The organism is Winogradskyella marina (genome assembly GCF_015645385.1).
Classification (GTDB): Bacteria; Bacteroidota; Bacteroidia; order Flavobacteriales; family Flavobacteriaceae; genus Winogradskyella; species Winogradskyella marina.
Window position 1 is genome coordinate 77,899 of the sequence record NZ_JADOET010000005.1, and the last position, 23,664, is coordinate 101,562.

The 23,664-nt window shown below is 34.0% G+C and carries 23 protein-coding genes and 1 tRNA gene; 12 read left to right on the forward strand and 12 right to left on the reverse strand.

Annotated elements, in window-relative coordinates; translation table 11 throughout:
• The first annotated feature begins 49 nt into the window (after positions 1–49).
• Both ITJ86_RS07625 and ITJ86_RS07630 read left to right on the forward strand, forming a co-directional pair.
• Positions 50–271 (forward strand): hypothetical protein, encoded by a 222-nt coding sequence (locus tag ITJ86_RS07625; protein WP_195871043.1) that lies wholly within the window; start codon positions 50–52, stop codon positions 269–271.
• Positions 265–558: a type II toxin-antitoxin system RelE/ParE family toxin gene (locus ITJ86_RS07630; protein ID WP_195871044.1), complete on the forward strand. Its 294-nt coding sequence runs from the start codon at positions 265–267 to the stop codon at positions 556–558. The genes ITJ86_RS07625 and ITJ86_RS07630 overlap by 7 nt, the downstream gene beginning before the upstream one ends.
• A 31-nt stretch (positions 559–589) precedes the next feature.
• Here the strand turns inward: ITJ86_RS07630 and ITJ86_RS07635 are convergent, their stop codons facing one another.
• From ITJ86_RS07635 to ITJ86_RS07655, 5 genes are read right to left on the reverse strand one after another with little or no spacing between them, the layout of a single operon-like run.
• Positions 590–2,386: a M61 family metallopeptidase gene (locus ITJ86_RS07635; protein WP_195871045.1), complete on the reverse strand. Its 1,797-nt coding sequence runs from the start codon at positions 2,384–2,386 to the stop codon at positions 590–592.
• A gap of 45 nt (positions 2,387–2,431) precedes the next feature.
• Positions 2,432–2,638, reverse strand: a complete 207-nt coding sequence (locus ITJ86_RS07640; protein ID WP_195871046.1) for a helix-turn-helix domain-containing protein — start codon at positions 2,636–2,638, stop codon at positions 2,432–2,434.
• Positions 2,639–2,640: 2 nt separating this feature from the next.
• Entirely contained in the window at positions 2,641–3,228 is a 588-nt protein-coding gene (locus ITJ86_RS07645; RefSeq protein WP_195871047.1) for a DUF2975 domain-containing protein, read from the reverse strand.
• 2 nt (positions 3,229–3,230) lie between these two features.
• Positions 3,231–4,040, reverse strand: coding sequence for a DUF2975 domain-containing protein (locus ITJ86_RS07650; protein WP_195871048.1), 810 nt, complete (start codon positions 4,038–4,040; stop codon positions 3,231–3,233).
• A gap of 2 nt (positions 4,041–4,042) precedes the next feature.
• Entirely contained in the window at positions 4,043–4,552 is a 510-nt protein-coding gene (locus tag ITJ86_RS07655; RefSeq protein ID WP_195871049.1) for a DUF2975 domain-containing protein, read from the reverse strand.
• Between the two features lie 219 nt (positions 4,553–4,771).
• Here ITJ86_RS07655 and ITJ86_RS07660 point away from each other — a divergent pair, with 219 nt between their 5' ends.
• Together ITJ86_RS07660 and ITJ86_RS07665 are read left to right on the forward strand one after the other, a co-directional pair.
• A complete protein-coding gene (locus tag ITJ86_RS07660) occupies positions 4,772–5,320 on the forward strand; it encodes a hypothetical protein (RefSeq protein ID WP_195871050.1) in 549 nt (182 codons plus the stop codon).
• A gap of 91 nt (positions 5,321–5,411) precedes the next feature.
• Complete coding sequence (locus tag ITJ86_RS07665; RefSeq protein ID WP_195871051.1) at positions 5,412–5,828, forward strand: putative signal transducing protein; 417 nt, start codon at positions 5,412–5,414, stop codon at positions 5,826–5,828.
• On the opposite strand, the gene ITJ86_RS07670 is transcribed toward ITJ86_RS07665, so the two are convergent.
• Positions 5,818–7,314, reverse strand: coding sequence for an aminotransferase-like domain-containing protein (locus tag ITJ86_RS07670; protein WP_195871052.1), 1,497 nt, complete (start codon positions 7,312–7,314; stop codon positions 5,818–5,820). The genes ITJ86_RS07665 and ITJ86_RS07670 overlap by 11 nt on opposite strands.
• A 99-nt stretch (positions 7,315–7,413) precedes the next feature.
• Between ITJ86_RS07670 and ITJ86_RS07675 the strand changes: the two genes are divergently transcribed.
• The 5 genes from ITJ86_RS07675 to ITJ86_RS07695 all read left to right on the forward strand — a co-directional run bounded on the left by ITJ86_RS07675 (position 7,414) and on the right by ITJ86_RS07695 (position 14,603).
• Positions 7,414–9,246, forward strand: a complete 1,833-nt coding sequence (locus tag ITJ86_RS07675) for a TonB-dependent receptor plug domain-containing protein (RefSeq protein WP_195871053.1) — start codon at positions 7,414–7,416, stop codon at positions 9,244–9,246.
• Positions 9,247–9,386: 140 nt separating this feature from the next.
• The gene (gene ileS, locus ITJ86_RS07680) at positions 9,387–12,788 is read left to right on the forward strand and encodes an isoleucine--tRNA ligase (protein WP_195871054.1); all 3,402 of its coding nucleotides are present in this window, start codon (positions 9,387–9,389) and stop codon (positions 12,786–12,788) included.
• Positions 12,789–12,792: 4 nt separating this feature from the next.
• Entirely contained in the window at positions 12,793–13,173 is a 381-nt protein-coding gene (locus ITJ86_RS07685) for a TraR/DksA family transcriptional regulator (protein ID WP_195871055.1), read from the forward strand.
• 65 nt (positions 13,174–13,238) lie between these two features.
• Positions 13,239–13,901 carry a DUF4097 family beta strand repeat-containing protein gene (locus ITJ86_RS07690; protein ID WP_195871056.1) on the forward strand — a complete coding sequence of 221 codons (663 nt, stop codon included), beginning with the start codon at positions 13,239–13,241 and terminating at the stop codon, positions 13,899–13,901.
• 27 nt (positions 13,902–13,928) lie between these two features.
• The gene (locus tag ITJ86_RS07695; protein ID WP_195871057.1) at positions 13,929–14,603 is read left to right on the forward strand and encodes a lipoprotein signal peptidase; all 675 of its coding nucleotides are present in this window, start codon (positions 13,929–13,931) and stop codon (positions 14,601–14,603) included.
• Here ITJ86_RS07695 and ITJ86_RS07700 read toward each other — a convergent pair.
• The 4 genes from ITJ86_RS07700 to ITJ86_RS07715 are packed head-to-tail and all read right to left on the reverse strand — an operon-like array spanning position 14,557 to position 17,394.
• A complete protein-coding gene (locus ITJ86_RS07700; RefSeq protein ID WP_195871058.1) occupies positions 14,557–15,120 on the reverse strand; it encodes a 5-formyltetrahydrofolate cyclo-ligase in 564 nt (187 codons plus the stop codon). The two genes, ITJ86_RS07695 and ITJ86_RS07700, sit on opposite strands and share 47 nt — an antisense overlap.
• Positions 15,120–16,085, reverse strand: coding sequence for a succinylglutamate desuccinylase/aspartoacylase family protein (locus ITJ86_RS07705; RefSeq protein WP_195871059.1), 966 nt, complete (start codon positions 16,083–16,085; stop codon positions 15,120–15,122). Before ITJ86_RS07705 ends, ITJ86_RS07700 begins: the two co-directional genes overlap by 1 nt.
• Before the next feature lie 8 nt (positions 16,086–16,093).
• Positions 16,094–16,969 (reverse strand): 30S ribosomal protein S6--L-glutamate ligase, encoded by an 876-nt coding sequence (gene rimK / locus ITJ86_RS07710; protein ID WP_195871060.1) that lies wholly within the window; start codon positions 16,967–16,969, stop codon positions 16,094–16,096.
• A complete protein-coding gene (locus ITJ86_RS07715; protein WP_195871061.1) occupies positions 16,966–17,394 on the reverse strand; it encodes an ATP-dependent zinc protease family protein in 429 nt (142 codons plus the stop codon). Before ITJ86_RS07715 ends, rimK begins: the two co-directional genes overlap by 4 nt.
• Before the next feature lie 88 nt (positions 17,395–17,482).
• Here ITJ86_RS07715 and uvrC point away from each other — a divergent pair, with 88 nt between their 5' ends.
• Together uvrC and ITJ86_RS07725 are read left to right on the forward strand one after the other, a co-directional pair.
• Complete coding sequence (gene uvrC / locus ITJ86_RS07720) at positions 17,483–19,276, forward strand: excinuclease ABC subunit UvrC (RefSeq protein WP_195871062.1); 1,794 nt, start codon at positions 17,483–17,485, stop codon at positions 19,274–19,276.
• A gap of 23 nt (positions 19,277–19,299) precedes the next feature.
• Positions 19,300–21,537 (forward strand): patatin-like phospholipase family protein, encoded by a 2,238-nt coding sequence (locus ITJ86_RS07725; RefSeq protein ID WP_195871063.1) that lies wholly within the window; start codon positions 19,300–19,302, stop codon positions 21,535–21,537.
• A 74-nt stretch (positions 21,538–21,611) separates the two neighbouring features.
• Here the strand turns inward: ITJ86_RS07725 and ITJ86_RS07730 are convergent, their stop codons facing one another.
• Complete coding sequence (locus ITJ86_RS07730; protein WP_195871064.1) at positions 21,612–22,244, reverse strand: 50S ribosomal protein L25/general stress protein Ctc; 633 nt, start codon at positions 22,242–22,244, stop codon at positions 21,612–21,614.
• A gap of 165 nt (positions 22,245–22,409) precedes the next feature.
• On the reverse strand, positions 22,410–23,351 hold the full coding sequence (locus tag ITJ86_RS07735) for a ribose-phosphate pyrophosphokinase (RefSeq protein ID WP_195871065.1): 942 nt from the start codon (positions 23,349–23,351) through the stop codon (positions 22,410–22,412).
• A 142-nt stretch (positions 23,352–23,493) separates the two neighbouring features.
• Here ITJ86_RS07735 and ITJ86_RS07740 point away from each other — a divergent pair.
• Positions 23,494–23,575, forward strand: a tRNA-Leu gene (locus ITJ86_RS07740).
• Positions 23,576–23,664 lie beyond the last annotated feature (89 nt).

Here is a 23,664-nt window from a genome sequence, read left to right on the forward strand (position 1 = left end):
AAAATGTGAACGAGAAATTGTATCTTTATAACATACGAGAATTAAAAAGATGGATTTAGAAGCAAGAAAATACAAGTTTATACAACAGCTATCTGAAGTCAATGAAACACTTTTAGATAAATTAGAATACGTCCTAAAAAAAGGAATACAAAGTTCTGGAAGAATTACTCTAGAAGACTATAATAAAGAGATTGATAAAGCAATTGAAGATATCGAAAAAGGGGAATTTCATACCCAAAACGAGGCTAAGAAAATAGCTGATCAATGGTAAAAATTGTTTGGCGGAAATTAGCATTATTGCAATTAAAAGAAGCTTTCGATTATATAAAAAAAGACTCCTTACAATCTGCTGAAAACGTAAGAAACACAATCTTTTCTGCAACAGATAATTTAAAATACAATCCTGAAATTCATCCTTTAGACAAGTATCGCAAAAATAACGATGGCACCTTTAGAGCTTTTGAAATTTATAATTACCGGATAGCTTACCAAATAACTAAATCTGAAATTAGAATACTTCGTGTTCGTCATACAAAACAAGAACCCTTAGGCTATTAGAAACCTTAAGACACCTAAGCTCTTCAAAACTCTACTTGTTTCCCAACCAAGCATCACGATTTGCTTTCTCTACTTCAGATAATTCATCTAAACTTGAAATAGCATAAGACATATCGACATCTAAAGTGAGTTTTACAGTGCGTTGTTTTCCAAAGCGTTCATAAACCACATCAACGGTTTGATTGGGTTTTACAGTACCTAAAATTTTATTCAAGTCTGAAGTTTCATTAAGTTCAATACCATCAATTTTAAGTAATTTATCTCCTTTTTCAAGACCTGCGGTATAAGCTCCAGAACCAACCAATGTATTATTGGTTATCACTTGATTGTTCAAACGTAATCCAAAAGCAGGCTGTGCTGTGTTCTGTTCTAACTGAACACCAACCGTTTTAAACAAGCTTTCAAAATCTGGCATACCGCTTTTATAGATATAATTGTTAAAAAAAGCATCACCAAATTCAGCACCAGCATAATCCTTTAAGGTTTGCTGTAAATCAGCAATGGTATAATAGGTTTCCGTCTTGCCGTAAGTATTCCAAACCAATGTCATATAATCATCTAGATTCAAGTTTTCGGCTCTAAGCGATAAATCTAAAGCCAAACCTAGCATACTGCCATACGAATAATAGGAAATAAAAGTATTGCTACGATTGATATCATCTACAGAACGTGCCGCATCTACAAACGGAGCTTGGTAGCTCATCTCAATAGGATTAAAAAACTGTCGTCCTGGTGAATTCCATACGTAATTAAATGTTCCTGTAAGTCCATTTATATAATCTTCTTGTGCTATAATTCCTGCTCTGGTTAAGGTTAAGTCATCATAATAACTGGTAAATCCTTCAGCAAACCAAAGCTCACCGCTCATATTAGCTTCTTCAAAATTAAAAGGCTCTAAACTTTGTGGTCGTATACGTTCTACATTCCAGCAATGAAAAAACTCATGACTAACAGTACCAATATTACGATCGGCTCCATCAGCTAAACTTCGTGTGCTGGTGACAATGGTAGAGTTTCGGTGTTCCATACCATCTCCTGTAGCATTAGGAATATAACAACCTAAAAATGTGTATTCTCCGTAATCGAAAGTTGGTAATTCGCCAAAAACTGCTTTTTGTTGTAAGATTGTTTTTTTAACCTTTTCAAAATAATCATCAAATTCCGCTGCGGTTCCATTGTGGTGTAATGCAAAATTTATCTTTTGGCCATCCACCTCAAACGAACGTACCATATGGTCGCTAATTTCCGTTGGACTATCCATAAAATACTGTAAGTTTTCAGCGGAATAGCTGTTACCTTCTACGAACTTTAACTGCGTTGCAATTTCCCAGTTTAGGTCTTCGCGAGGTTTTAACTCAATATTGAAGGTGTCATTCTCCAAACTCGGAGCATACATAAAGGTTGCTGGCATATTAAGATGCGCGTGCGTTTCATCAACTTGTGCGTAGGTGCCATCTCCATGATTGGCATATAAGGTGTAATTGACTATGATAGTGCCATCGTGATTATTCACAATCCAAGAATACGGATTGGGGCGTGTCGTTTCTAAAACATTACCCTTCCCATCTGTAACTTTTACCTTATAAACATTCTTAGCAAATTCGTGGATAGCATAACGTCCTGGTGAACTTCTCGACATTCTAAATTCAGTTTCACCGGATTTTAAACCTTTGAAAGTGGCCGTGATCTCAGCTTCATGATGTACTGCATTTTTAAACGAAATGGTATAACTCGTACTCCCACTAGTTGTTGATTCCGTGTCGGAAGTTTTGTCGTCTTTGCAATTCACTAAACATAAAAATGACAATAATAAAATTAGGCTTCGCATCTATTCAATTTTTTAGACACCCAAGATACTAATTTTTAAAACCTTTTAATCCTCTACGTATTCTAATATATCAGCAGGCTGACAATCCAAAGCCTTACAAATAGCTTCTAAGGTTGAAAACCGAATTGCTTTAGCTTTTCCTGTTTTTAAAATAGAAAGATTTGCGGTTGTGATACCAACAAGTTCTGCGAGCTCGTTGCTCTTCATGCCTCGTTTGGCTAGTATAATATCTAGGTTGACTACTATGGGCATGGTTATATGGTTAAATCGTTTTCTGCTCTCAAATGTTCACCTTCTTTAAAAATCTCTGCCATTACAAAGGCCAAAAGCATATAAATTACTGGAGTTAATGATAGGTGTGCAAGAGTTTGACTTCCACTTTCAAATCGAAGTACCGTATAACTTATCAGAATTGTAACCACAATAATATAGATTCCAATCTTCCTAAACAGTTTTGCATTACGACTACTAAATGTATGTAATGTTTTTACAGACAACATAATTTTTTCGAATGTTCTAAGTATTAGAAATAGTAACACGGCAACACTAATGACTTTAAAATAATTGATATACAAGGATACTTTTTTTAGTTTTTCAAAAGTATAAGGTTTTGAATCATATTTGGTATCCTTAGTATCCTCCTTCCAAACATCCGAGATTATAGTTGAAACACCTAGATAACTTGGATTAGCCTTTAACACAATCTCTTCATCTGCAAACCTATCTTTATCAATTTGAGCATATATAAGTAAGCTCGTAATACCTATTGCAGCAATTACTAATATGATTTTTAATAGCCTCGTTACCAAAATAGCGGTATTTAGAAGTGTGTTTTTAGTCATAATTATATAGTTAAATCGTTTTCTTCTTGAATTTGGGTTCCTTTCTTTAATAAAGTACTAAGAATAATAAGCGCTAAGCCAATTAAAAATAACGTAAAATTAAAGTCTAACCGTGGATTCATGGAAATAGAAACATATCTCATATTATAATCTAAAGGGTCAATCCCAATATAAGGTAGGTCATTACCTAGGATAAAATTAGACACAACCCTCAACAATACATCAGCGATCAATAAAAAACCAATTAGCCTTGTGGATTTATATAACTTTTGAGAAAACTCAAAATTAGTTTTTAAGTATTTGAAAATGTTTTTAAGTAAAAAGAATACTACTATTAATATAAAAAAACCTAAATAGCTTCTAAAAACCATAACCATCTTATTTCCCAATGTTTTAGGTTTAACAGTAACATAGCCATCACTTTTAAACGATGTTGAAATGAACTCATAATAATCTGTCATATCATTATTACGAATACTTACAATAGATTTAAAATCTAAAGAATCTTCAGAAGTTATCGGTTTAACATAAGTACCTGTTCCACTAGAATAACTTTGCCTCAAAGTATTAATACCTTCTTTTTCTAATTTAAAAAGCTCATTATTATACATTGCTTGTTTAGGGTTAATTGTAATCTTTACTGGCATTTGATAACCTATAGAATGATGGCTACCAGAAGAAAAACTTCCAATCTTACCATCTTCAGTAAAAACTTCAAAACCCAATGCTGCTACTATCCAAATTACTAAAACGTAAAATGAAATATTACAAAACCAAAATAAAATATTTACTAACGTAGATTTTTGTTGCATAATTATATAGTTAAGTCGTTTTCTTCTCTTATAGCCTTAGTGTCTCTAAGCACTGTGCTCATTAGCATTAAAAACAATCCCATCGCAATTATTAATAAATAGACCAATGTTTTTTCACTTAAACCAACAAAAACTTGCCGTTTAAAAAACATATTGCTCATCTCATCAATAACCCATAAAGCTACTGAAGAAAGAATCATAAGTTTTCCAGAATTGAACATGTCTTTTATGAGTTTAGTATTATAAAAATCATTCTTTAATAACAATTTTGTGGCCTTTCTTAATTTCCAAAGCGCAACGACAAAAACAGCATAAACCACAAGCTTTAAAAAAGTATAACGATAAAGCATGGCTTCAGTTTTATAAATTAATACATCTTCACCTATGCCAATAAAATCTTGTTTTAAACCAAAGAGAATCATTGCTAAAACAAAAATCCCTAAACCAATGCTAGCTAGAATAAGGAAAATAATAACATTTAGTATCGTATAAAGTGTTTTTGCTGAGCTCATAATTATCGTTTTACGATAACAAATATATAAAAATTATCGAATAACAATAATTCATTATTAAAAAAGGATAATTATACTAATTAGACCTGTCAGGTTTTTGAAACCTGACAGGTCTCACTATCTTTGAAACATGAAACATCCATAACGCGCTCTTGATCCCCAAAGAAATGATAAAATGGATATACCATGTGACCGATAATAAACAATAAATATAAACACATGAAACCCAATATCATCATTTCAGAAAGCCCTAGACCTATTTGGCAAATCCCAATTGCTGCATTATTTTTTACTATCGCGACAGCAATTACAATCTTTGCGTTCTATAGGTTAAGCTTTAATGAAGAAGGGTTTATAGCGTTTCTACATCAGTTTAAATCTAGTTTAATTTTTATTGCGCCTGGTATTGCTTTTTCCTTGCGAAAAAGTATTCATATCGATATCAAAAACTCAAGATTTAGACCAACTTATAGCGTGGGCCCATTAAAATTTGGATCATGGCAAACTATTAAAAACTATCAATACGTTTCTGTATTTCACCAACCAACAATTGGTGGTGATTATATCTTTGAAGTGAATTTATGGTACGACAACAACAAGCATTTTGAATTGTATGAAGAAAATGATTATAAAGAAGCTTTCCTCATAGGTTACGAACTATCTGAACAATTAAACATCGATTTATTAGACGCTACAGTTCCAAATGACTTTAAATGGATTGATAAAGACGAATGGAAAGCTAAAATAGCGTCTGGCAAAATTGATTAATTGTTTTTAGACCTGACAGGTTTCTTTAGTGCTGAACTTGTTTCAGTATATAACCTGACAGGTCTCCACTAGAATATAGTATCTTTGCTTCATGCAAGATACCTTTGTTACCATAGCCCGATTCCCGTATTCTACAGAAGCACAAATTGCCAAAGGCCGATTAGAATCCGATGGTATTGAAGTCTTTTTAAGAGATAATCTCACCATAGACACAGATCCTTTAGTGAGTCAGGCTATTGGAGGTGTAAAATTAAAGGTACTTGCTAAGGATGAAGAACAAGCGCGAGAAATTCTAAAATCTATTAAAGCTTATTCTGTAGATAACGAAGGAAATCCTATAGTTTGCCCCAATTGTAAAGGTCAACATATTGAAATGTACACTACTATCACTAATTTCAAATCCTTGATGTCTTTTTTAATTGGTCTACTGTTCTTTACATTGCCTTTTAGTGCACGTTACAAATATAAATGCGAGGATTGCAACACAGAATTTCCTATTAAAGATTAACTACTTCATCGTATGCACGTTTCAACTTTTTAATCACAATAAGCAGTTCGTCTTCATTTAAATGCCCAAATCCAAAACGAATAGCACAGGTATTTATATCTTGGTACAAAATGGTTTTAGGCAGAAATAAATCGAGTTTTTCAGCTTCTTCGGCTAGTTTTACTAACGAAATAGTATGTACAAATTGCAACCATAGCGCTAAACCACCTAAAGGTTTTTCCCAAGTGACAATACCTTCAAAATAGGAGTTTAAATACAGGCACAAACTATCGAGACGTTGTTTGTACGTGACAATATTCTTTTTCTTGAGTCGATAAATTTCGCCTTCAGAAATGAGCTCAGCAAGCATTTGCTCTTGTATGAGGTCTCCCTGTTTATCTAATAATTGTAAGTAGTTTTTAGCTTCTGAAATAAAATTTTCTGGTGCGACAACAAATCCTGTATGAAAACTGGGAAATAATGACTGCCCTAACTTCCCTAAATAAATGACCATACCATCAGCATCTGCACTTGCCATAGGTAACATCGCAGAACCTTCAAATTGAAAATCATAATCATAATCGTCTTCGATAATAGCAAATCCGTAAGTTTTGGCGAGTTGCAATAATTGCAAACGACGTTTAGCACTCAACATTACCGTTGTCGGATAATCTCTATGTGAACAGATATACACACAGCGTATGCTTTTCTTTACAAAATGCGTTTTAATATAATCGACATCCAAGCCTTCTTCATCAACCGGAATAGTACGCATTGTCGCGCCTGCTTCTTGAAAAATCATATTAGCAGCATAATTACTCAACTGCCCAACCAACACCAAATCATCTTGTTTTATGAGCAGTTGTGAAACCATATAAAGGCTCATTTCTGTGCTGCGTGTATTAATTAAGTGCTGTGGATTAATGTGAAATCCTCGTGAGGCATTCAAATAATTACAGAGTTGTGTACTAAAAACAGAAGGTCTTAAAGCAGTGGTTCTATTCCATTTATTAATTAAGGGTTTCCGTTTCATTGCTGCGCTATACCATCTCGAAAATTGATGCACAGGATGCAAGCGCAAATCGGGCTTACCTTCGTTAATAGAATATTTAGCCGTTGTTTCTTGTGCTGTGGAAGCCAAGTGAAACGATTTTTGAAACGGAAAACCAGCGACTTTTGGATAGGTATATGCCTGTTGCAAGTGCTCTGTTGTCGCCTTAATTTTTGCCGTTGAAGCTTCGGGCACTAACACAAAGGTTCCTCTATTCGCTATAATATCTACCCAACCTTGAGACGCTAACTCTTCGTAAATAGCAACAGCCGTATTGCGGTGAATGTTTAATAACTGACTAAAAACACGAGTTCCTGGCAACTTACTCCCTTTTTCTAAATAGCCACGTTGTATTGCATTGACGATTTGTTGTGCTACTTGAACATATACAGGTTGAACAATAGTTTTATCAAAAGTGATAAGCTGTTTTAGAATTTGACTAACCGGACTATTCATTGTTTTAAAACTGGACTAGTTTAATCGTCCGCGAAGTTACGACTTTTGCAGTGTTAAAATAAAACCATACAAGAACTAAGTTCTATAAAGCCAAAATAAATGAAAACGATTACCGCACTTTTTATATGTATTTTAATGGCGACGAGCCAACTCAATGCACAAGACGCACATCCCATTATAAAAACAGACTCTTTAAGAGAAGTTATTATTACCTCAACACGAATTGACCTCCCCTTTAAAGACAATTCCCGAACCATAAATATTATCACCTCTGCAGATATTAAAAGTAGTGCTGCTGTGACCATTTCAGATGTATTACAGCAAGTTGCAGGAGTCGATGTTAGACGTCGTGGTACTGGAGGAAGTCAGGCTGATTTATTCATTAGAGGTGGTGGTTTTGATCAAACCCTATTATTAATTGATGGTATAAAAATGGATGATGCACAAACAGGACATCACACCTTAAATGCCGCTTTACCATTAGAAGTTATTGAGCGAATCGAAATCATAAAAGGACCTGCTGCACGTATTTTTGGTCAAAATGCCTTTACAGGTGCTATTAATATTGTGACGAAAACGACATTAGATAATTCGGTTTTGGCAACTATTGAAACAGGTTCTTTCGGTCAGCTTAATGGATCGGTTACAGTAGGAAGCGAATTAGAAAACTCAACACATCTGCTTCATGTTGGTAGAATGACGTCGGAAGGCTATACCGATAATACAGACTATGATAACTCTAGTTATTTCTTAAAAAGTACGTTTAATAAGAACAAGCAAGCCATTGAAATGATTAGTATGTTTTCGGAACGAAAATTTGGTGCCGAAAATTTTTATACCACCAATCCTACTTTCAAGGAATACGAAGAAACCCAGAACAGTTTAATTGCCTTCACAACGAAATTTCAATCCGAAAAACTAAAAATACAACCACGTATCTACTGGAAACGCAACCAAGATATATTCCTTTTGAGACGGTTTGAACCTGAATTTTTTAGAAATATTCACGTGTCGAATAAAATTGGAGCAGAGGCAAATGCATCATATACATCTAAACTTGGTATCACAGGATTTGGAATAGATATGTCTAAAACGTACTTGCGAAGTAATAATTTAGGTCAACGTCAGCGTTTTATGACGACATTATTTTTAGAGCATAGATTTCAGTTTGTCGATAACCGATTAGATATTACGCCAGGTGTGGCAATGACGTATTTTTCGGATTTTAAATTTAATGCCTTTCCAGGATTAGATATTGGTTTCGATATTACCAATAACCTAAAAGCCTACGGAAATATTGGGTTTACCTACAGAATTCCAACCTATACCGATTTATATTATACGGATCCAGGAACTTTAGGAAATGAGAATTTAGAACCAGAAGAAGCCTTTGCACAAGAAATTGGTATAAAATACAACGCTCAAAACTTTAGAACCAGTCTATCTGTTTTTAATAGAGATGCCACCAATCTAATTGATTTTATAAGGCCAAACAGTTCTGAAGACGTTTACACAGCTACCAACATTGCAGAAGTTAATACCAAAGGTTTAGAGTTTGATGCGTCTTATTCGTTTAAAATGAATGACTTCAATCAAACCTTAGCTTTTGGATATGCTTATTTAGAGGATGACATTTTAGAACAAAACGAGGAACTTTCACGTTATGCATTAAATACTTTAAAACATCATTTCACCACACGATTAAGTACCAAATTATTCAAAAATATCAAGCAAAACATCATTTACAAATATGCCGAACGTACCACAGGACAAACCTATAATGTATGGGATGCTTCGGTTGTTATGACCTTAAAGCAAGTCGAGTTTTCTATAACGGCAAACAATATTTTTAATGCCGATTATATAGAATCTGGTTTTACACCAATGCCACCAAGTAATGTGTTGTTTGGCTTGCGTTATAAATTCCTTTGATAAAACGAATAGGTCATCTTTTTTGCATCTACAATTTCAGCAAAAACCAATAAAGCAATCGTATCATCCTTTTTTCACAAAAGCCATCTCATTTTTCCTCAAAATTCTGTAAATTCGCAGACTTATAAGAAAACAGAATAATGAGTACAAAGTTCCCTGAATATAAAGGACTTAACTTGCCAAACGTTGCAGACGAAATCGGTAACTATTGGGAAGCTAATAATATCTTCGATAAAAGTGTAACTACAAGAGAAGGAAAACCACCTTTTGTGTTTTTTGAAGGACCACCTTCTGCAAACGGTTTACCTGGTGTGCACCACGTTTTAGCACGTGCGATTAAAGATATTTTTCCACGTTATAAAACCATGAAAGGTTTTCAAGTGAAACGAAAAGCAGGTTGGGATACACATGGCTTACCAGTTGAGCTTGGTGTAGAAAAAGAATTGGGGATCACCAAAGAAGATATTGGAACTAAAATTACCGTAGAAGCGTATAACGAAGCCTGTAAAAAAGCTGTTATGCGTTATACAGATATCTGGAACGACCTTACCAAAAAAATGGGATATTGGGTAGATATGGATAATCCGTATGTGACCTACAAGTCCAAATACATGGAAACGGTTTGGTGGTTGTTAAAGCAGATATACGACAAAGATTTAATATATAAAGGCTACACTATTCAGCCATATTCGCCGAAAGCAGGAACAGGTTTAAGTTCACATGAGCTCAATCAACCAGGAACTTACCAAGATGTTACAGATACAACGGTTGTAGCTCAGTTTAAAGCCAAAGCAGATTCTTTACCAGATTTTCTTCAGAATGAAGGTGATATTTTCTTTTTAGCTTGGACGACCACACCTTGGACACTTCCTAGTAACACAGCGTTAACGGTTGGACCAAAAATTGAATACGTTTTAGTTGAAACTTACAATCAATACACCTTTAAACCGATGAATGTGGTCTTGGCTAAGAACTTAGTCAATAACCAATTTGATGGTAAATTTAAACGTGTTGAAACAAAACAAGAATTAATAGACTACAAGGAAGGCGATAAAAAGATTCCTTATTTCGTAGTTAAAGATTTCGTTGGAAAAGATTTAGTAGGAATAACCTACGAGCAAATATTACCATACGCTTTGCCAAACGATAATCCTGAAAATGCGTTTAGAATCATTTCTGGTGATTTCGTAACGGTTGAAGATGGTACAGGAATCGTACATACAGCACCAACTTTTGGAGCCGATGATGCCTTGGTTGCAAAACAGGCTTCACCAGAAATTCCACCTCTTTTAGTAAAAGATGAGAATGGCAATTTAGTGCCATTGGTAGATTTACAAGGGAAGTTTAGACCCGAAATGGGCGAATTTGCAGGTAAATATGTAAAGAATGAATATTATGATGATGGCGAAGCACCAGAGAAATCTATAGATGTAGAATTAGCCATTAAATTAAAGATAGAAAATAAGGCGTTTAAAGTTGAAAAATATAAGCACAGTTACCCAAACTGTTGGAGAACTGATAAGCCAATTTTGTACTACCCATTAGATTCGTGGTTTATAAAAATCACAGATGTAAAAGGTAGAATGCATGAGCTAAATACCGGGATTAACTGGAAACCAGAATCTACAGGAACGGGTCGTTTTGGTAATTGGTTAGCAAATGCCAACGACTGGAATTTATCACGATCTCGTTTTTGGGGTATTCCATTACCAATCTGGAGAACAGAAGATGGTAAAGACGTCATATGCATTGGTTCTGTTGCCGAATTGAAAGAAGAAATGGCAAAGTCTGTGAAAGCAGGCATTATGTCTGAAGATATCTTCTCTGAATTTGAAGTCGGGAACATGTCTGAAGAGAATTACGAAAGCATTGATTTACATAAAAATGTTGTTGATAAAATTGTGTTAGTTTCAGCATCAGGTCAACCCATGAAACGCGAGAGCGATTTAATTGATGTTTGGTTCGATTCTGGCTCTATGCCTTATGCACAATGGCATTATCCTTTTGAAAACAAAGAAAAAGTTGATGATACTTGGAGAAAGGCAGATTTCATTGCCGAAGGTGTTGATCAAACAAGAGGTTGGTTCTACACGCTTCATGCTATTGCAACTATGATTTTTGATGATGTTGCGTATAAAAACGTCGTATCAAATGGATTGGTTTTAGATAAAAACGGACAAAAGATGTCTAAGCGTTTAGGAAATGCCGTTGACCCTTTTGAAACCCTATCAAAATACGGAGCAGATGCCACACGTTGGTACATGATTAGTAATGCTAATCCTTGGGATAATTTAAAATTTGATAGTGATGGTATTGCCGAGGTGAGTCGTAAATTCTTCGGTACACTTTATAACACCTATTCATTCTTCACGTTGTATACAAATATTGATGGTTTTGATTATAGTGAAGCCGATATTCCATTAGAAGAACGACCAGAAATTGACCGTTGGATTTTATCAGAATTAAATACCTTAATTCAAAAAGTAGATAAATTCTATGAAGCTTACGAACCAACAAGGGCAGCACGTGTAATTTCAGATTTTACACAAGACTATTTGAGTAACTGGTACGTGCGTTTAAGCAGAAGACGTTTTTGGAAAGGCGATTACCAAGCTGATAAAATTTCGGCATACCAAACACTGTATACGTGTATGGAAACCATTGCGAAGTTAGGCGCACCAATTGCACCTTTCTTTATGGACCGTTTGTATTTAGATTTAAATGCTGTTACGAAAAAAGAAACATTTGATAGTGTCCACCTTGCAGATTTTCCAATCGCTAACGAAAGTGCTATTGACAAAGTTTTAGAACGCAAAATGGAGAGCGCTCAAACCATATGTTCATTAGTTTTATCGTTGAGAGCTAAGGAGAAGATTAAGGTACGTCAGCCTTTACAGAAAATCATGATTCCTGTAGATAATAAGCAGCAAAAAGAAGAAATTGAAGCTGTCGCAGATTTAATTAAGCACGAAGTAAACATAAAAGACATAGAACTCTTAGAAGACGCTTCAGATATTTTAGTAAAACAAATAAAACCAAACTTTAAGGCTTTAGGTCCTAGGTTCGGAAGGGATATGAAATTAATAGCAAATGCAATAAAAGAACTTACTGCAGATGATATTAAAACTATTGAACAAAAAGGTAATTTAGAATTAGTAATTAACGAAAAAACTGTTATCTTAGTTTTGGAAGATGTAGAGATTACATCGCAAGATATAGAAGGATGGCTTGTAGCGAATGAAGGTGCATTAACAGTGGCTTTAGACGTTACTATCAACGAAGATTTACGTAAAGAAGGGATTGCAAGAGAGCTTGTAAATCGTATTCAAAATTTACGAAAAGATTCAGGATTTGAAGTTACAGACAGAATTGATGTTCAGCTTCAAAAAGATGATCAAATTATTGAGGCCGTTTCTTCAAATGAAGCGTATATTAAATCTGAAACCTTAACCGAAGAATTACAAATTATGGACACAATAAATAATGGTATAGAGATTGTATTTGATGAGGTCAATACCAAATTATTTATTCAAAAACATTAATAATATGAGTACAGAAACGAACAACCGATATTCTGATAAAGATTTAGCAGAATTTAAAGCGATACTTCAAGATAAAATACAAAAGGCAGAACATGATTTGCAACTTATAAAAAGTGCTTACATGAATGACTTTGATAACGGAACGGATGATACATCACCAACGTTTAAAGCTTTTGAAGAAGGTAGCGCAACAATGAGTAAAGAAGCCAATTCAGCTTTGGCTATTCGTCAAGAAAAGTTTATTCGCGATTTAAAAAATGCGATTATTCGTATTGAGAATAAAACATATGGAGTATGTCGTGTTACGGGAAAATTAATTAACAAAGACCGTTTAAAGTTAGTGCCTCACGCAACACTGAGCATTGAAGCAAAAAATATGCAGTAATATTCCTGCTGCTTGTGCTGAACTGGTTTCAGTACAGTAGGAACCGCATTAATTGAGCATCTATTTTGAATAAAAACAACACTATAAAGCCTTGGGATTTTAATTTCAAGGCTTTTTTTATGCTTATCGGTTTTCTTTTTGTTGCACTGTCTCTACAAGCCCAAAATGTGCTTGAAAAGGAACTAACGGCAGAGCGTATAGATAGTATTGTAATTGATGGCAATCAAATTTTTAAAATTACAGTTGTAACATCAAAGACTAATCAAATTAAAATAGTGTCTACTTTAGATGGTGAGTATCAAAATGAATTTCAAGTGGAAATGCGTGAAAACAATCACACGCTTTATTTACATTTAGAGCATTTGTCATTTTCAGAAATCCCAGACGATAAGCGAAACGCACACAAGGTGATTGCTGCCACCTTACAATTAGAAATCCCTGAAGAACGCTCTTTAGATATTGTGAGTGATATTGGTTCTGTTGATTTAAATGGCACTTTTAATTCGCTGTATATACAACTATCTCGAGGGAGATGTTATGTTGAAGCTGATACAAAAACAGCTACGATAAATACGTTAGATGGTGACATAATTGTTGTGACTGACAATGCTGCTGTTACAGCCAATTCTAATCATGGAAAAATTACTGTAGATGAATTTTATAATGCAATTTCAACCTGGAAATTGAAATCTATTAATGGAAATATTACAGTTGAAAAGCCAGATTAAACCTTTATTTTTGTTTAAAACCAATAGATGTCTTTAAAGAAAGCTTCAATTATTATTCTTATTATTTTACTGATTGATCAAATTAGTAAAATTTATATAAAAACGCATTTTCAATTGGGTGAAAATGTAACCGTTTTTTCCTGGTTTAATATTGCCTTTATAGAAAATGATGGCATGGCTTGGGGAACAAAATTAAGTGATTTTACGTCGTTGATTTCTGATGAAACCGCAAAATTAACCTTAACCTTATTTAGAATTGTTGCTGTTACAGGCATTGCATTTTGGCTATTAGATGTTACTAAAAAGAAAAAATCTAAAACCTTAATTTTTGCTATTTCAATTATTTTCGCTGGTGCTTTAGGTAATATTATAGACTCTGTATTTTATGGTGTGTTGTTTAATGATAGCATTATGCAAGTCGCTACATTTTTACCAGAAGAAGGTGGTTATGCTAAGATGTTTCATGGTAATGTGGTAGATATGCTTCATTTTCCGATTTGGAGTGGAGTCATGCCAGAGAACTTACCGTTGATTGGAGGGAAATACTTTTCGTTTTTTGATCCTGTTTTTAATGTAGCTGATATGGCGATTAGTACAGGAATTGGTATTTTAATTGTGTTTAATAAGAAGGCTTTTGAAGAGCCTAAAGAGCAATCTAAAACTGAAACACTTGATTCGGGGTCACACAATAATCCAACTTAATATCCTCTTCTGAAGTTTCAAATGCTTCGTTTTCAGCTTCAAAAAAAGACAAGCCGATTTTTAAAGTTTCGGGTTTACATTGTGCTAAAAATCGATCGTAGAATCCTTTTCCGTAACCCACTCTGTTTCCTGTTTTATCATAGGCTAAAAGTGGTACAAAAACTACTTCTAATTGTGATGCTTGTATTGCTATACCATCAACAGGTTCTGGAACATTATAGGTGCTTTTTTTAAGTCTTGTATTGTCGGTTAACAAAAAATGCGTCATACTGTAATCTTTAATATGACTTTTTGAAATGATGATATTCTTATCCTTTCCGGCTAAAATATTAAGGATATAATCTGTGTTAATTTCTTTTTGCTCTTCTATCGTTAAAAAAACATGGTAGAAGGATTTATCCCAAATATCTAGCGTTAGCAACTTATTGGCAATTTTAATGCTAAAATCATCAACTTGAGTGTCGGATAATTGTTGACGTAAATTCTTATATTTTTTTCTTAATACTGCTTTTGTCATCAGTTTTCAATTTCGGTTGAAATATGGAATATAGCATCACCTTGATAGATTATTGGCGATTCATTTACATTAAAAATATACCCTGTGTTTGGTGCTTTTACAAAATAATTAAAGCTGCCATAAGGATCTGTTATATTACCTAAGACGTCCCCTTTGGTTACTTTTGCATTGATTTTTACTGTGGCTTTAAACATACCAGAATATTTAGCTCTTAACCATTTACTTTCTTCAATAACTACAGCGTTAACCTTAGGTTGAGACACTTTATATTTAGACCTTAGCATGCCTAAATGGTGTAAAACACGTTTAGCTCCATTAACACCAGTATTGGTAATATTAGAGTGAATGTTAAACGATTTTCCTCCTTCAAACAACAACATAGGCACACCTGCTTTATCACATGCGTTTCTAAAGGTTTTATTTAGATTTTGAGAATAGTATATAAAAGGAGCTCCAAACACATGCGCCAATTCTGTAAGGCGAGCATCATCTTTTACAATTCTAATTTGTGCTGCATTAAACCGATCTGATCCACCAGTGTGAAAATCCATAGCGAAATCTACATGTGGTACTAGTTCCGTCATTACAAAGTTTGCTACTCTACTGGCTAAAGACCCTCTGGCATTGCCGGGAAACACGCGATTTAAATCACGACCATCTGGAAATTTACGGTCCATATTTAAAAACCCAAAAACATTAATCACAGGGACACAAATGGTGGTCCCCGTTTTTGGTTTATTAATACCTTTGGCAATAATTTGTCTTACAATCTCTACTCCATTAACTTCATCCCCATGAATACCTGCCGTCATTAAAACTGTTGGGCCAGGTTTTTTAGATCGTTCAATTATAATAGGAACTTCGAGTGTGTTTCTAGTGTGTAGTTTTGCAACTTCAAAGGTTACTGTAACACCTTTGCCAGGAGCAACTTCGACACCTAAAATATTTAAAATATCTTTTGGCATGATTTGGGTTAATTTCTGTTTCGTTCAATAAAAGTAATAATAGCTTTAGCTATATTTTTTTGCGTTGCGCCTTCAATACCTTCGAGTCCTGGAGTAGAATTAACTTCTAATAATAATGGGCCACGAGAAGACTGTAACATATCTACACCGCAAACAGGTAGTTTTAAAACGTTGGCAGCACGCATTGCTAAATTGAGTTCGTCGTGATTTAATTTTATGATATTGGCAGAACCACCACGATGTAAATTAGATCTGAATTCACCTTCTTTTCCTTGGCGTTTCATAGCTCCAACCACTTGGCCATCTACCACTAAGGCTCTTAAGTCTGCACCTTTTGCTTCTTTGATATATTCTTGAACAATCACTCTAGCCTGTAAACCATTAAAAGCTTCTAAAACAGATTCTGCTGCATTTTTAGTTTCGGCTAAAACCACACCAAGCCCTTGTGTGCCTTCAAGTAATTTTATAATTACAGGAGTACCACCTACATAATCAATAACTTCAACAACATCTCTAGAGTAGTTAGTGAAAACAGTTTTAGGCATACCAATTCCTGCTTTACTTAAACGTTGTAAGCTTCTCAACTTATCGCGCGAACGTGTTATCGCATCTGAAGAAGCAATGGTAAAAACACCCATTTCTTCAAACTGTCTTACAAGTGCACAACCGTAAAATGTTACAGAGGCACCAATTCTAGGGATTATAGCATCAACATAATCTAAATAGCGATCCTTATAGTAAATGGTTGGTTTTTCCTTTTCTATTATGATATCACATTTTAAAGGATCAATGATTTCAACTAAATGACCGCGCTTTTCTCCCTCTTCAACAAGACGTCTTGTGGAGTAAAGTTCGGGGTTTCGTGAAAGAATGACTATGTTCATGTAATAGTGTTTTGTTTATGGGATTGATTCTTTAAATCGACATCTACCAAAAATTTGTTTTTCAAAAATTGGCGACCTATTAATACTGGGAATTTCATATCGTCTCTAGTGCTTAAAGTTAAGTTAATCTTATAACTTTTTCCAAAGAATACAACGGTTGTTTTAATTTTGTAGCGGTTTTCCTTGTAACCGTTACTGCTTTTTACGTCTGTATAAGTGTAGGTGTTAAAAACAACTTCTTCACTTTTAAAATTAGGATGACCTTTACTTTCAAAAATACAATAGAGTTTATCGTTTTCTTCTCTAATTTTAGAGCAGTGAATTGCAGATGTGTATGCACCAGTATCGATCTTTACATCAATAGTATTTAGCTTTAATTCTGGAAAGTCAACCCTATCAATACGTCCTAAAACTTTTTTTGTCATAAATTAAATATATAAAAAGTGGCACAAGGTAATGATAAAGTGACTGAAAATTACACGAATATTTTTATGAATTCTTACCTTTGGTTAAATGCCAGAATCTACCTTAGACATACAGATAAAAACGCTTCCTCATCAACCTGGTGTCTACCAATATTTTGATGCAGACGATCGTTTAATTTATGTTGGAAAAGCTAAAGATATAAAAAAACGGGTGAGTAGTTATTTTACTAAGCATCACGATTATGGTAAAACTCGTGTCCTGGTTAAGAATATCGCATCGGTAAAACATATTGTCGTAGAAACGGAAAATGATGCGTTATTGCTTGAGAATAACCTCATAAAAAAGTATAAACCCAAATACAATGTCTTATTAAAGGACGATAAATCGTATCCTTGGATTTGTATAAAAAAAGAACGTTTTCCAAGAGTATTTCCAACACGTCGTGTTATTAAAGATGGTTCAGAATATTTTGGACCATACACAAGTATGAAGACGGTAAAAACACTTTTAGGTTTAATAAAAGGCTTATATCAATTACGAACTTGTAATTATGATTTATCTGAAGCTAAAATCGAAGCCGGAAAATATAAAGTCTGTTTAGAATACCATTTAGGGAATTGTAAAGGAGCTTGCGAAGGTTATGAAACTGAAGACGAATATCACGCTAATATAATTGCCATTAGAGAACTATTAAAAGGAAATTTTAAAGATTCCTTGCAGCAATTTAGAATACAAATGAAGCGGCATGCAGAAGCCATGCAGTTTGAAGATGCTCAGAAAATAAAAGAAAAATTAGAGGTTTTAGAAAATTATCAGGCTAAATCTACCATTATAAATCCTAAGATAAGTAATGTCGATGTGTTTTCGATAGTTAGTGATGAATCTTACGCTTACGTCAATTTTTTACAGTTAAGTTACGGTTCTATTATTAGGTCGCATACCTTAGAGTTGAAGAAAAAACTACAGGAAACAGATGTCCAATTATTAGAACTAGCGATTACTGAAATCAGACAGCGTTTCAATTCCAATTCAAAAGAAATTTACGTACCTTTTCAAGTGAATTTAGGTGATGAAATAAAGGTAACAATTCCTAAGCTTGGTGACAAAAAGAGTATTTTAGAGTTATCCATTCGAAATGCGAAGTATTTTAGAATGGATAAGTTAAAACAAGTAAAACTTGTAGATCCAGATCGCCATGCCAACCGAATAATGGCGCAAATGAAAGCCGATTTGCGTTTGAGTGAAGAACCAAGACATATTGAATGTTTTGATAACTCTAACATTCAAGGTACAAATCCTGTGGCTGCCTGTGTGGTTTTTAAAAACGGAAAACCGAGTAAAAAGGATTACCGTCATTTTAATATAAAAACCGTTGAAGGGCCAGATGATTTTGCTTCAATGGAAGAAGTGGTTTACAGGCGATACAAGCGCTTATTAGATGAAGACCAACCATTGCCGCAACTTATTATTATAGATGGAGGAAAAGGGCAATTGTCATCATCGTTAAAAAGTTTAGATGTTTTAGGTTTACGTGGAAAAATTGCAATTATAGGAATCGCAAAACGTTTGGAAGAATTGTTTTATCCAGATGATCCAATTCCGTTATATTTAGATAAAAAAAGCGAGACCTTAAAGATTATACAACAATTACGAAATGAAGCCCATCGTTTTGGAATTGAACACCATAGAAACCGAAGAAGTAAAGGAGCGTTAACTACGGAATTAGAGAATATTTCAGGAGTAGGAGAACAAACTATTATCGACTTAATGAAACAGTTTAAAACCGTTAAACGCATTGCCAATGCCAAGTTAGATGAGCTTGAAGCGGTTGTAGGAGTTTCTAGAGCAAATAAAGTATATAATTATTACCATAAGGAATAATTTAAAAAACCGAAAGGTTTATCATGACATTGAAACACATCATATTATTTGTATTTATAATTACGCTTTGTTCAGTAAACGCGCAGAAAAGCACAGCCGATTCTGAACCAAAAGTAGGTTTAGTATTAAGTGGAGGTGGAGCCAAAGGTTTTGCTCATATTGGAGTACTAAAGGTTATTGATAGTTTAGGGATAAAAGTAGATTATATCGCAGGTACAAGTATGGGAGCCATTATAGGCTCGTTATACGCAACAGGTTATACTGGGAAACAATTAGAAGTTATATTTAAGGAGCAAGACTTTGATGTGTTGATAAATGATGAGTTTTCTAGAGCTTCTAAGTCATTTTATGAGCGCGAAAATGCACAGAAATACGCCGTTAATTTACCCTTTGATAATTTTGACATCACCTTACCTTCAGCTTTGTCTCGTGGACAAAACGTTTATAATTTACTATATCACTTAATGCTTCCTGTTAATGATATTCATGACTTTAGCAAATTACCAATTCCATTTTTTTGTATCGCAACCAATATAGAAACTGGTGAGTCTTTACTTATGGAAGAAGGTCGATTAGCAGAAGTGGTTTCGGCGAGTGGTGCATTGCCTTCCTTGTTTCAACCTGTAGAAATTGATGATGCTATTTTAATTGATGGTGGTGTTACTAATAATTTTCCGGTTGAAGAATTACGAGCAAAAGGTATGGATGTCATAATAGGAGTGGATGTTCAAGATGACTTAAAGGATCGTGAATCCCTTAAGTCTGCACCAGAAATTTTGTTACAGATTAATAATTTCAGGACAATAAATGCCATGAAAAGTAAGGTGGAATTAACTGATATTTATATTAAACCAGACATAACAGATTATACTGTGATTTCGTTTGATGAAGGCAATGACATCATTAAACATGGTGAAGTAGCGGCAAGAGAGCAACTTGCTAAACTACATGAGGTGAAAGTAAAACAACCAAATTTTACGAAGCCAAAAGGTGTAGAAATATTAGATAGTTTAAGGATTACTAATATTTCCTTAAAAGGAAATGAACGTTACACTAGGGCCTTTATGATTGGTAAGTTAAAACTTAAAGATGATGAGAAAATTGGCTACGCCGATTTAAAACAAGGTATAAACAACCTAATTGCAACGAATAACTTTGACACGTTTAGATATTATCTAGAACCTACAGATAAGGAATCAGAGTTTAAACTTATTGGTAATATTAATGAGTCTGAAACGACCACATTTCTGAGATTAGCTATTCATTACGATCGCTTATATAAAAGTGCATTACTTGCTAATCTAACCAAAAAGAAGTTGTTACTTAATAACGATATAGCCTCCTTAGATGTTATTTTAGGTGATAATCCTAGATATAATTTTGATTATTTTATTGATAAAGGATTTTATATCAGTTTAGGAATCAAATCGCGTTTCAATAAGTTCAACAAAAACGTAAACCCTAGATTAGCTATAGAAGAAGGCTCACCTTTATTAACTGGTTTGAATAAAATTGATGCTAAAATTTCTGATTTTACGAATCAAGTGTATTTACAAACCATATTTAGGAAGGATTTTGCGTTGCGTTTAGGTGTAGAACATAAGCGTTTAAAAATAACCTCAGAAACCATTATCGATGAAGAAGAGGAAAGTAGATCTGTTTTCGAAAACACAGATTATTTAAGTGTCTATGGTAATTTAAAATTTGATAATTACGATAATTTTTATTTTCCAAAAAATGGATTCTATTTTAATGGGACTTTTCATCTATATCTAGATGCTTCGGGTTTTAATAAGGATTTTATGAATTTTTCTATAGCAAAAGCAGATATTGGTTATGCCTTTAGTTTTAGTGATAAACTTGCTTTAAAAACGGAAGCTAATGGTGGTTTTAAGATTGGGGACATTTCTACAAACTCTTTGGGATTTGCAATGGGAGGCTATGGCTATAATTTTATAAATAATTTTTATTCCTTTTACGGTTATGACTATTTAACCTTAACAGGAGATAGTTTTGTAAAGTCTACGCTAACTTTAGACTATGAAATCTATAAAAAGCACCATATAATATTTGCTGCCAACTTTGCTAATATTGGCGATGGACTTTTTGAATCAGGCAATTTTTTTACAGCTCCTAACCATAGTGGTTATGCTCTTGGCTATTCTTTAGAAACGTTTTTGGGGCCGTTAGAAGGGAAGTATACGTATTCACCAGAAACTGGCGCTAGCTCTTGGCTTTTTAACCTTGGCTATTGGTTTTAATTTGCTGAAAATTCAACAAAAAAAGAGACTATCCTTATAGACAGTCTCTTAATATATTTAAAAATAGTTATTATCTATTCTTGAGTTTCTTCTGCTGCTGGTGCATCAGTTCCTTCTGCTCCTTCAGCTTCTTCTTCATCGTCATCTGCATCTACAATAGCTAATCTGCTACGTCTTACTTGACATACTACAGTATTATCTGGGTGTAAGAATTTGTAATCTTCGTTTTCTAATTCTGTAATATAGAATTTACTACCGATTTTTAATGGAGTAATATCAATCTCAATAAAATCTGGTAATTTTGAAGGGATAGCTTTTACTCTAAGTTTACGATATGGCATTCTTAAGTTACCACCATTCATTACACCTTTAGAAGATCCTACGATTTGAATAGGAATTTCCATTGTAATTTCTTTGTTTTCGAAAATCTGATAGAAATCTATGTGTGAGATTCTGTCAGTAACAGGGTGAAATTGAATGTCTTGCATTACTGCATTGATTTTTTCACCGTTATCTAAGACAATCACAACTGTATGTGCGCTAGCAGTATATACAAGTTTTGAGAAAGCTAATTCTGGTGCCGAGAAATGGAATGCTTTGTCTCCTCCGTATATAACGCAAGGAACCTGACCAGCATTACGTAAGGCTTTAGTTGCTTTTTTGCCTACGCTTTCTCTTTGAGATCCGTTAATTGTAATTGATTTCATTTTTTGAAATGTTTTATTAAATTTTTAATTCCCTCATTTTGAGGGCTGCAAATTTAGAAATTTTAAATGAAAATACTAGTGTTAGTTCACTATTTTTTAATACTGCCAGTTTTATTGAAGGCTCGTCCTAATATCAACATTAAAAATTAATAATATAAAAGCGGATTACATTACAAATTTACTACTAATAGATTTGTTGTGATGTACATTATACATGACATCTGCAAACAAATCAGAGCAACTTAAAACGCGTATTTTCTTACTTTCTTGTTTTAAAGGAATAGAATTAGTTACAATTAATTCTTCTAGTTTAGAGTTTTCTAATTTTTCGTAAGCGTTTCCAGATAAAATTGGATGTGTACAAATAGCTCTTACACTTAGTGCACCACGTTCCATCATAAGATCTGCAGCTTTAGTTAGTGTACCTGCTGTGTCTACCATATCATCTACTAAAACTACATTTTTGCCTGTAACATCTCCAATTAATTCCATATGCGAGATTACATTAGCTTTAGCACGTTGCTTGTAACAGATTACAACATCGCTTTTTATAGCTTTAGAATACGCATAAGCACGTTTAGAACCTCCCATATCTGGAGAAGCAATAGTTAGGTTGTCTAAATTTAGGCTTCTTAAGTACGGTAAAAATATGGTTGATGCGAATAAGTGATCCACAGGTTTTTCGAAAAATCCTTGAATTTGATCCGCATGTAAATCCATTGTAATAATCCTTGTGGCACCAGCTGCTTCTAACATTTTTGCCACTAATTTTGCAGCGATAGGCACTCTAGGTTTATCTTTTCTGTCTTGTCTTGCCCATCCAAAATATGGCATAACAGCTGTGATATGTCTTGCAGAAGCCCGTTTTGCTGCATCTATCATTAATAGCATTTCCATTAGATTCTTTGGGCCAGGATGTGTAGATCCTATGATAAAAATACGTGTTCCTCTAATAGATTCTTCGTAAGATGGCTGAAATTCTCCATCGCTATAAGTCGATGTAATTACCTTACCTAGTTTAACTCCGTAGGTCTCAGCTATCTTTTCTGCAAGGTAGGTGCTTTGTGAACAAGCAAAAATTTTGGCTTCTGTGGTTTCGTATGGCATTTGTTGTCAGTTATTTAGTGGGTGTTGTGTTGGGTTTTTTATACGCATCAAATTTAGAAAATTATTTTACTACAAAAAGCATAAAACCTACTAATTTTAATAGTTTGACAGAAATATTTTTCTATTTTTGCAATCCGAAATCGCTCAAGTGGTGGAATTGGTAGACACGTTGGATTCAAAATCCAATGTCGCAAGACGTGCGGGTTCGATTCCCGCCTTGAGTACTAGAAAACCCTTAAGGTTAATTAATCTTAAGGGTTTTATGTTTTTTAGCGTTAGTACGTTAGTATTTGAGATATCAGAAATTTGTAAT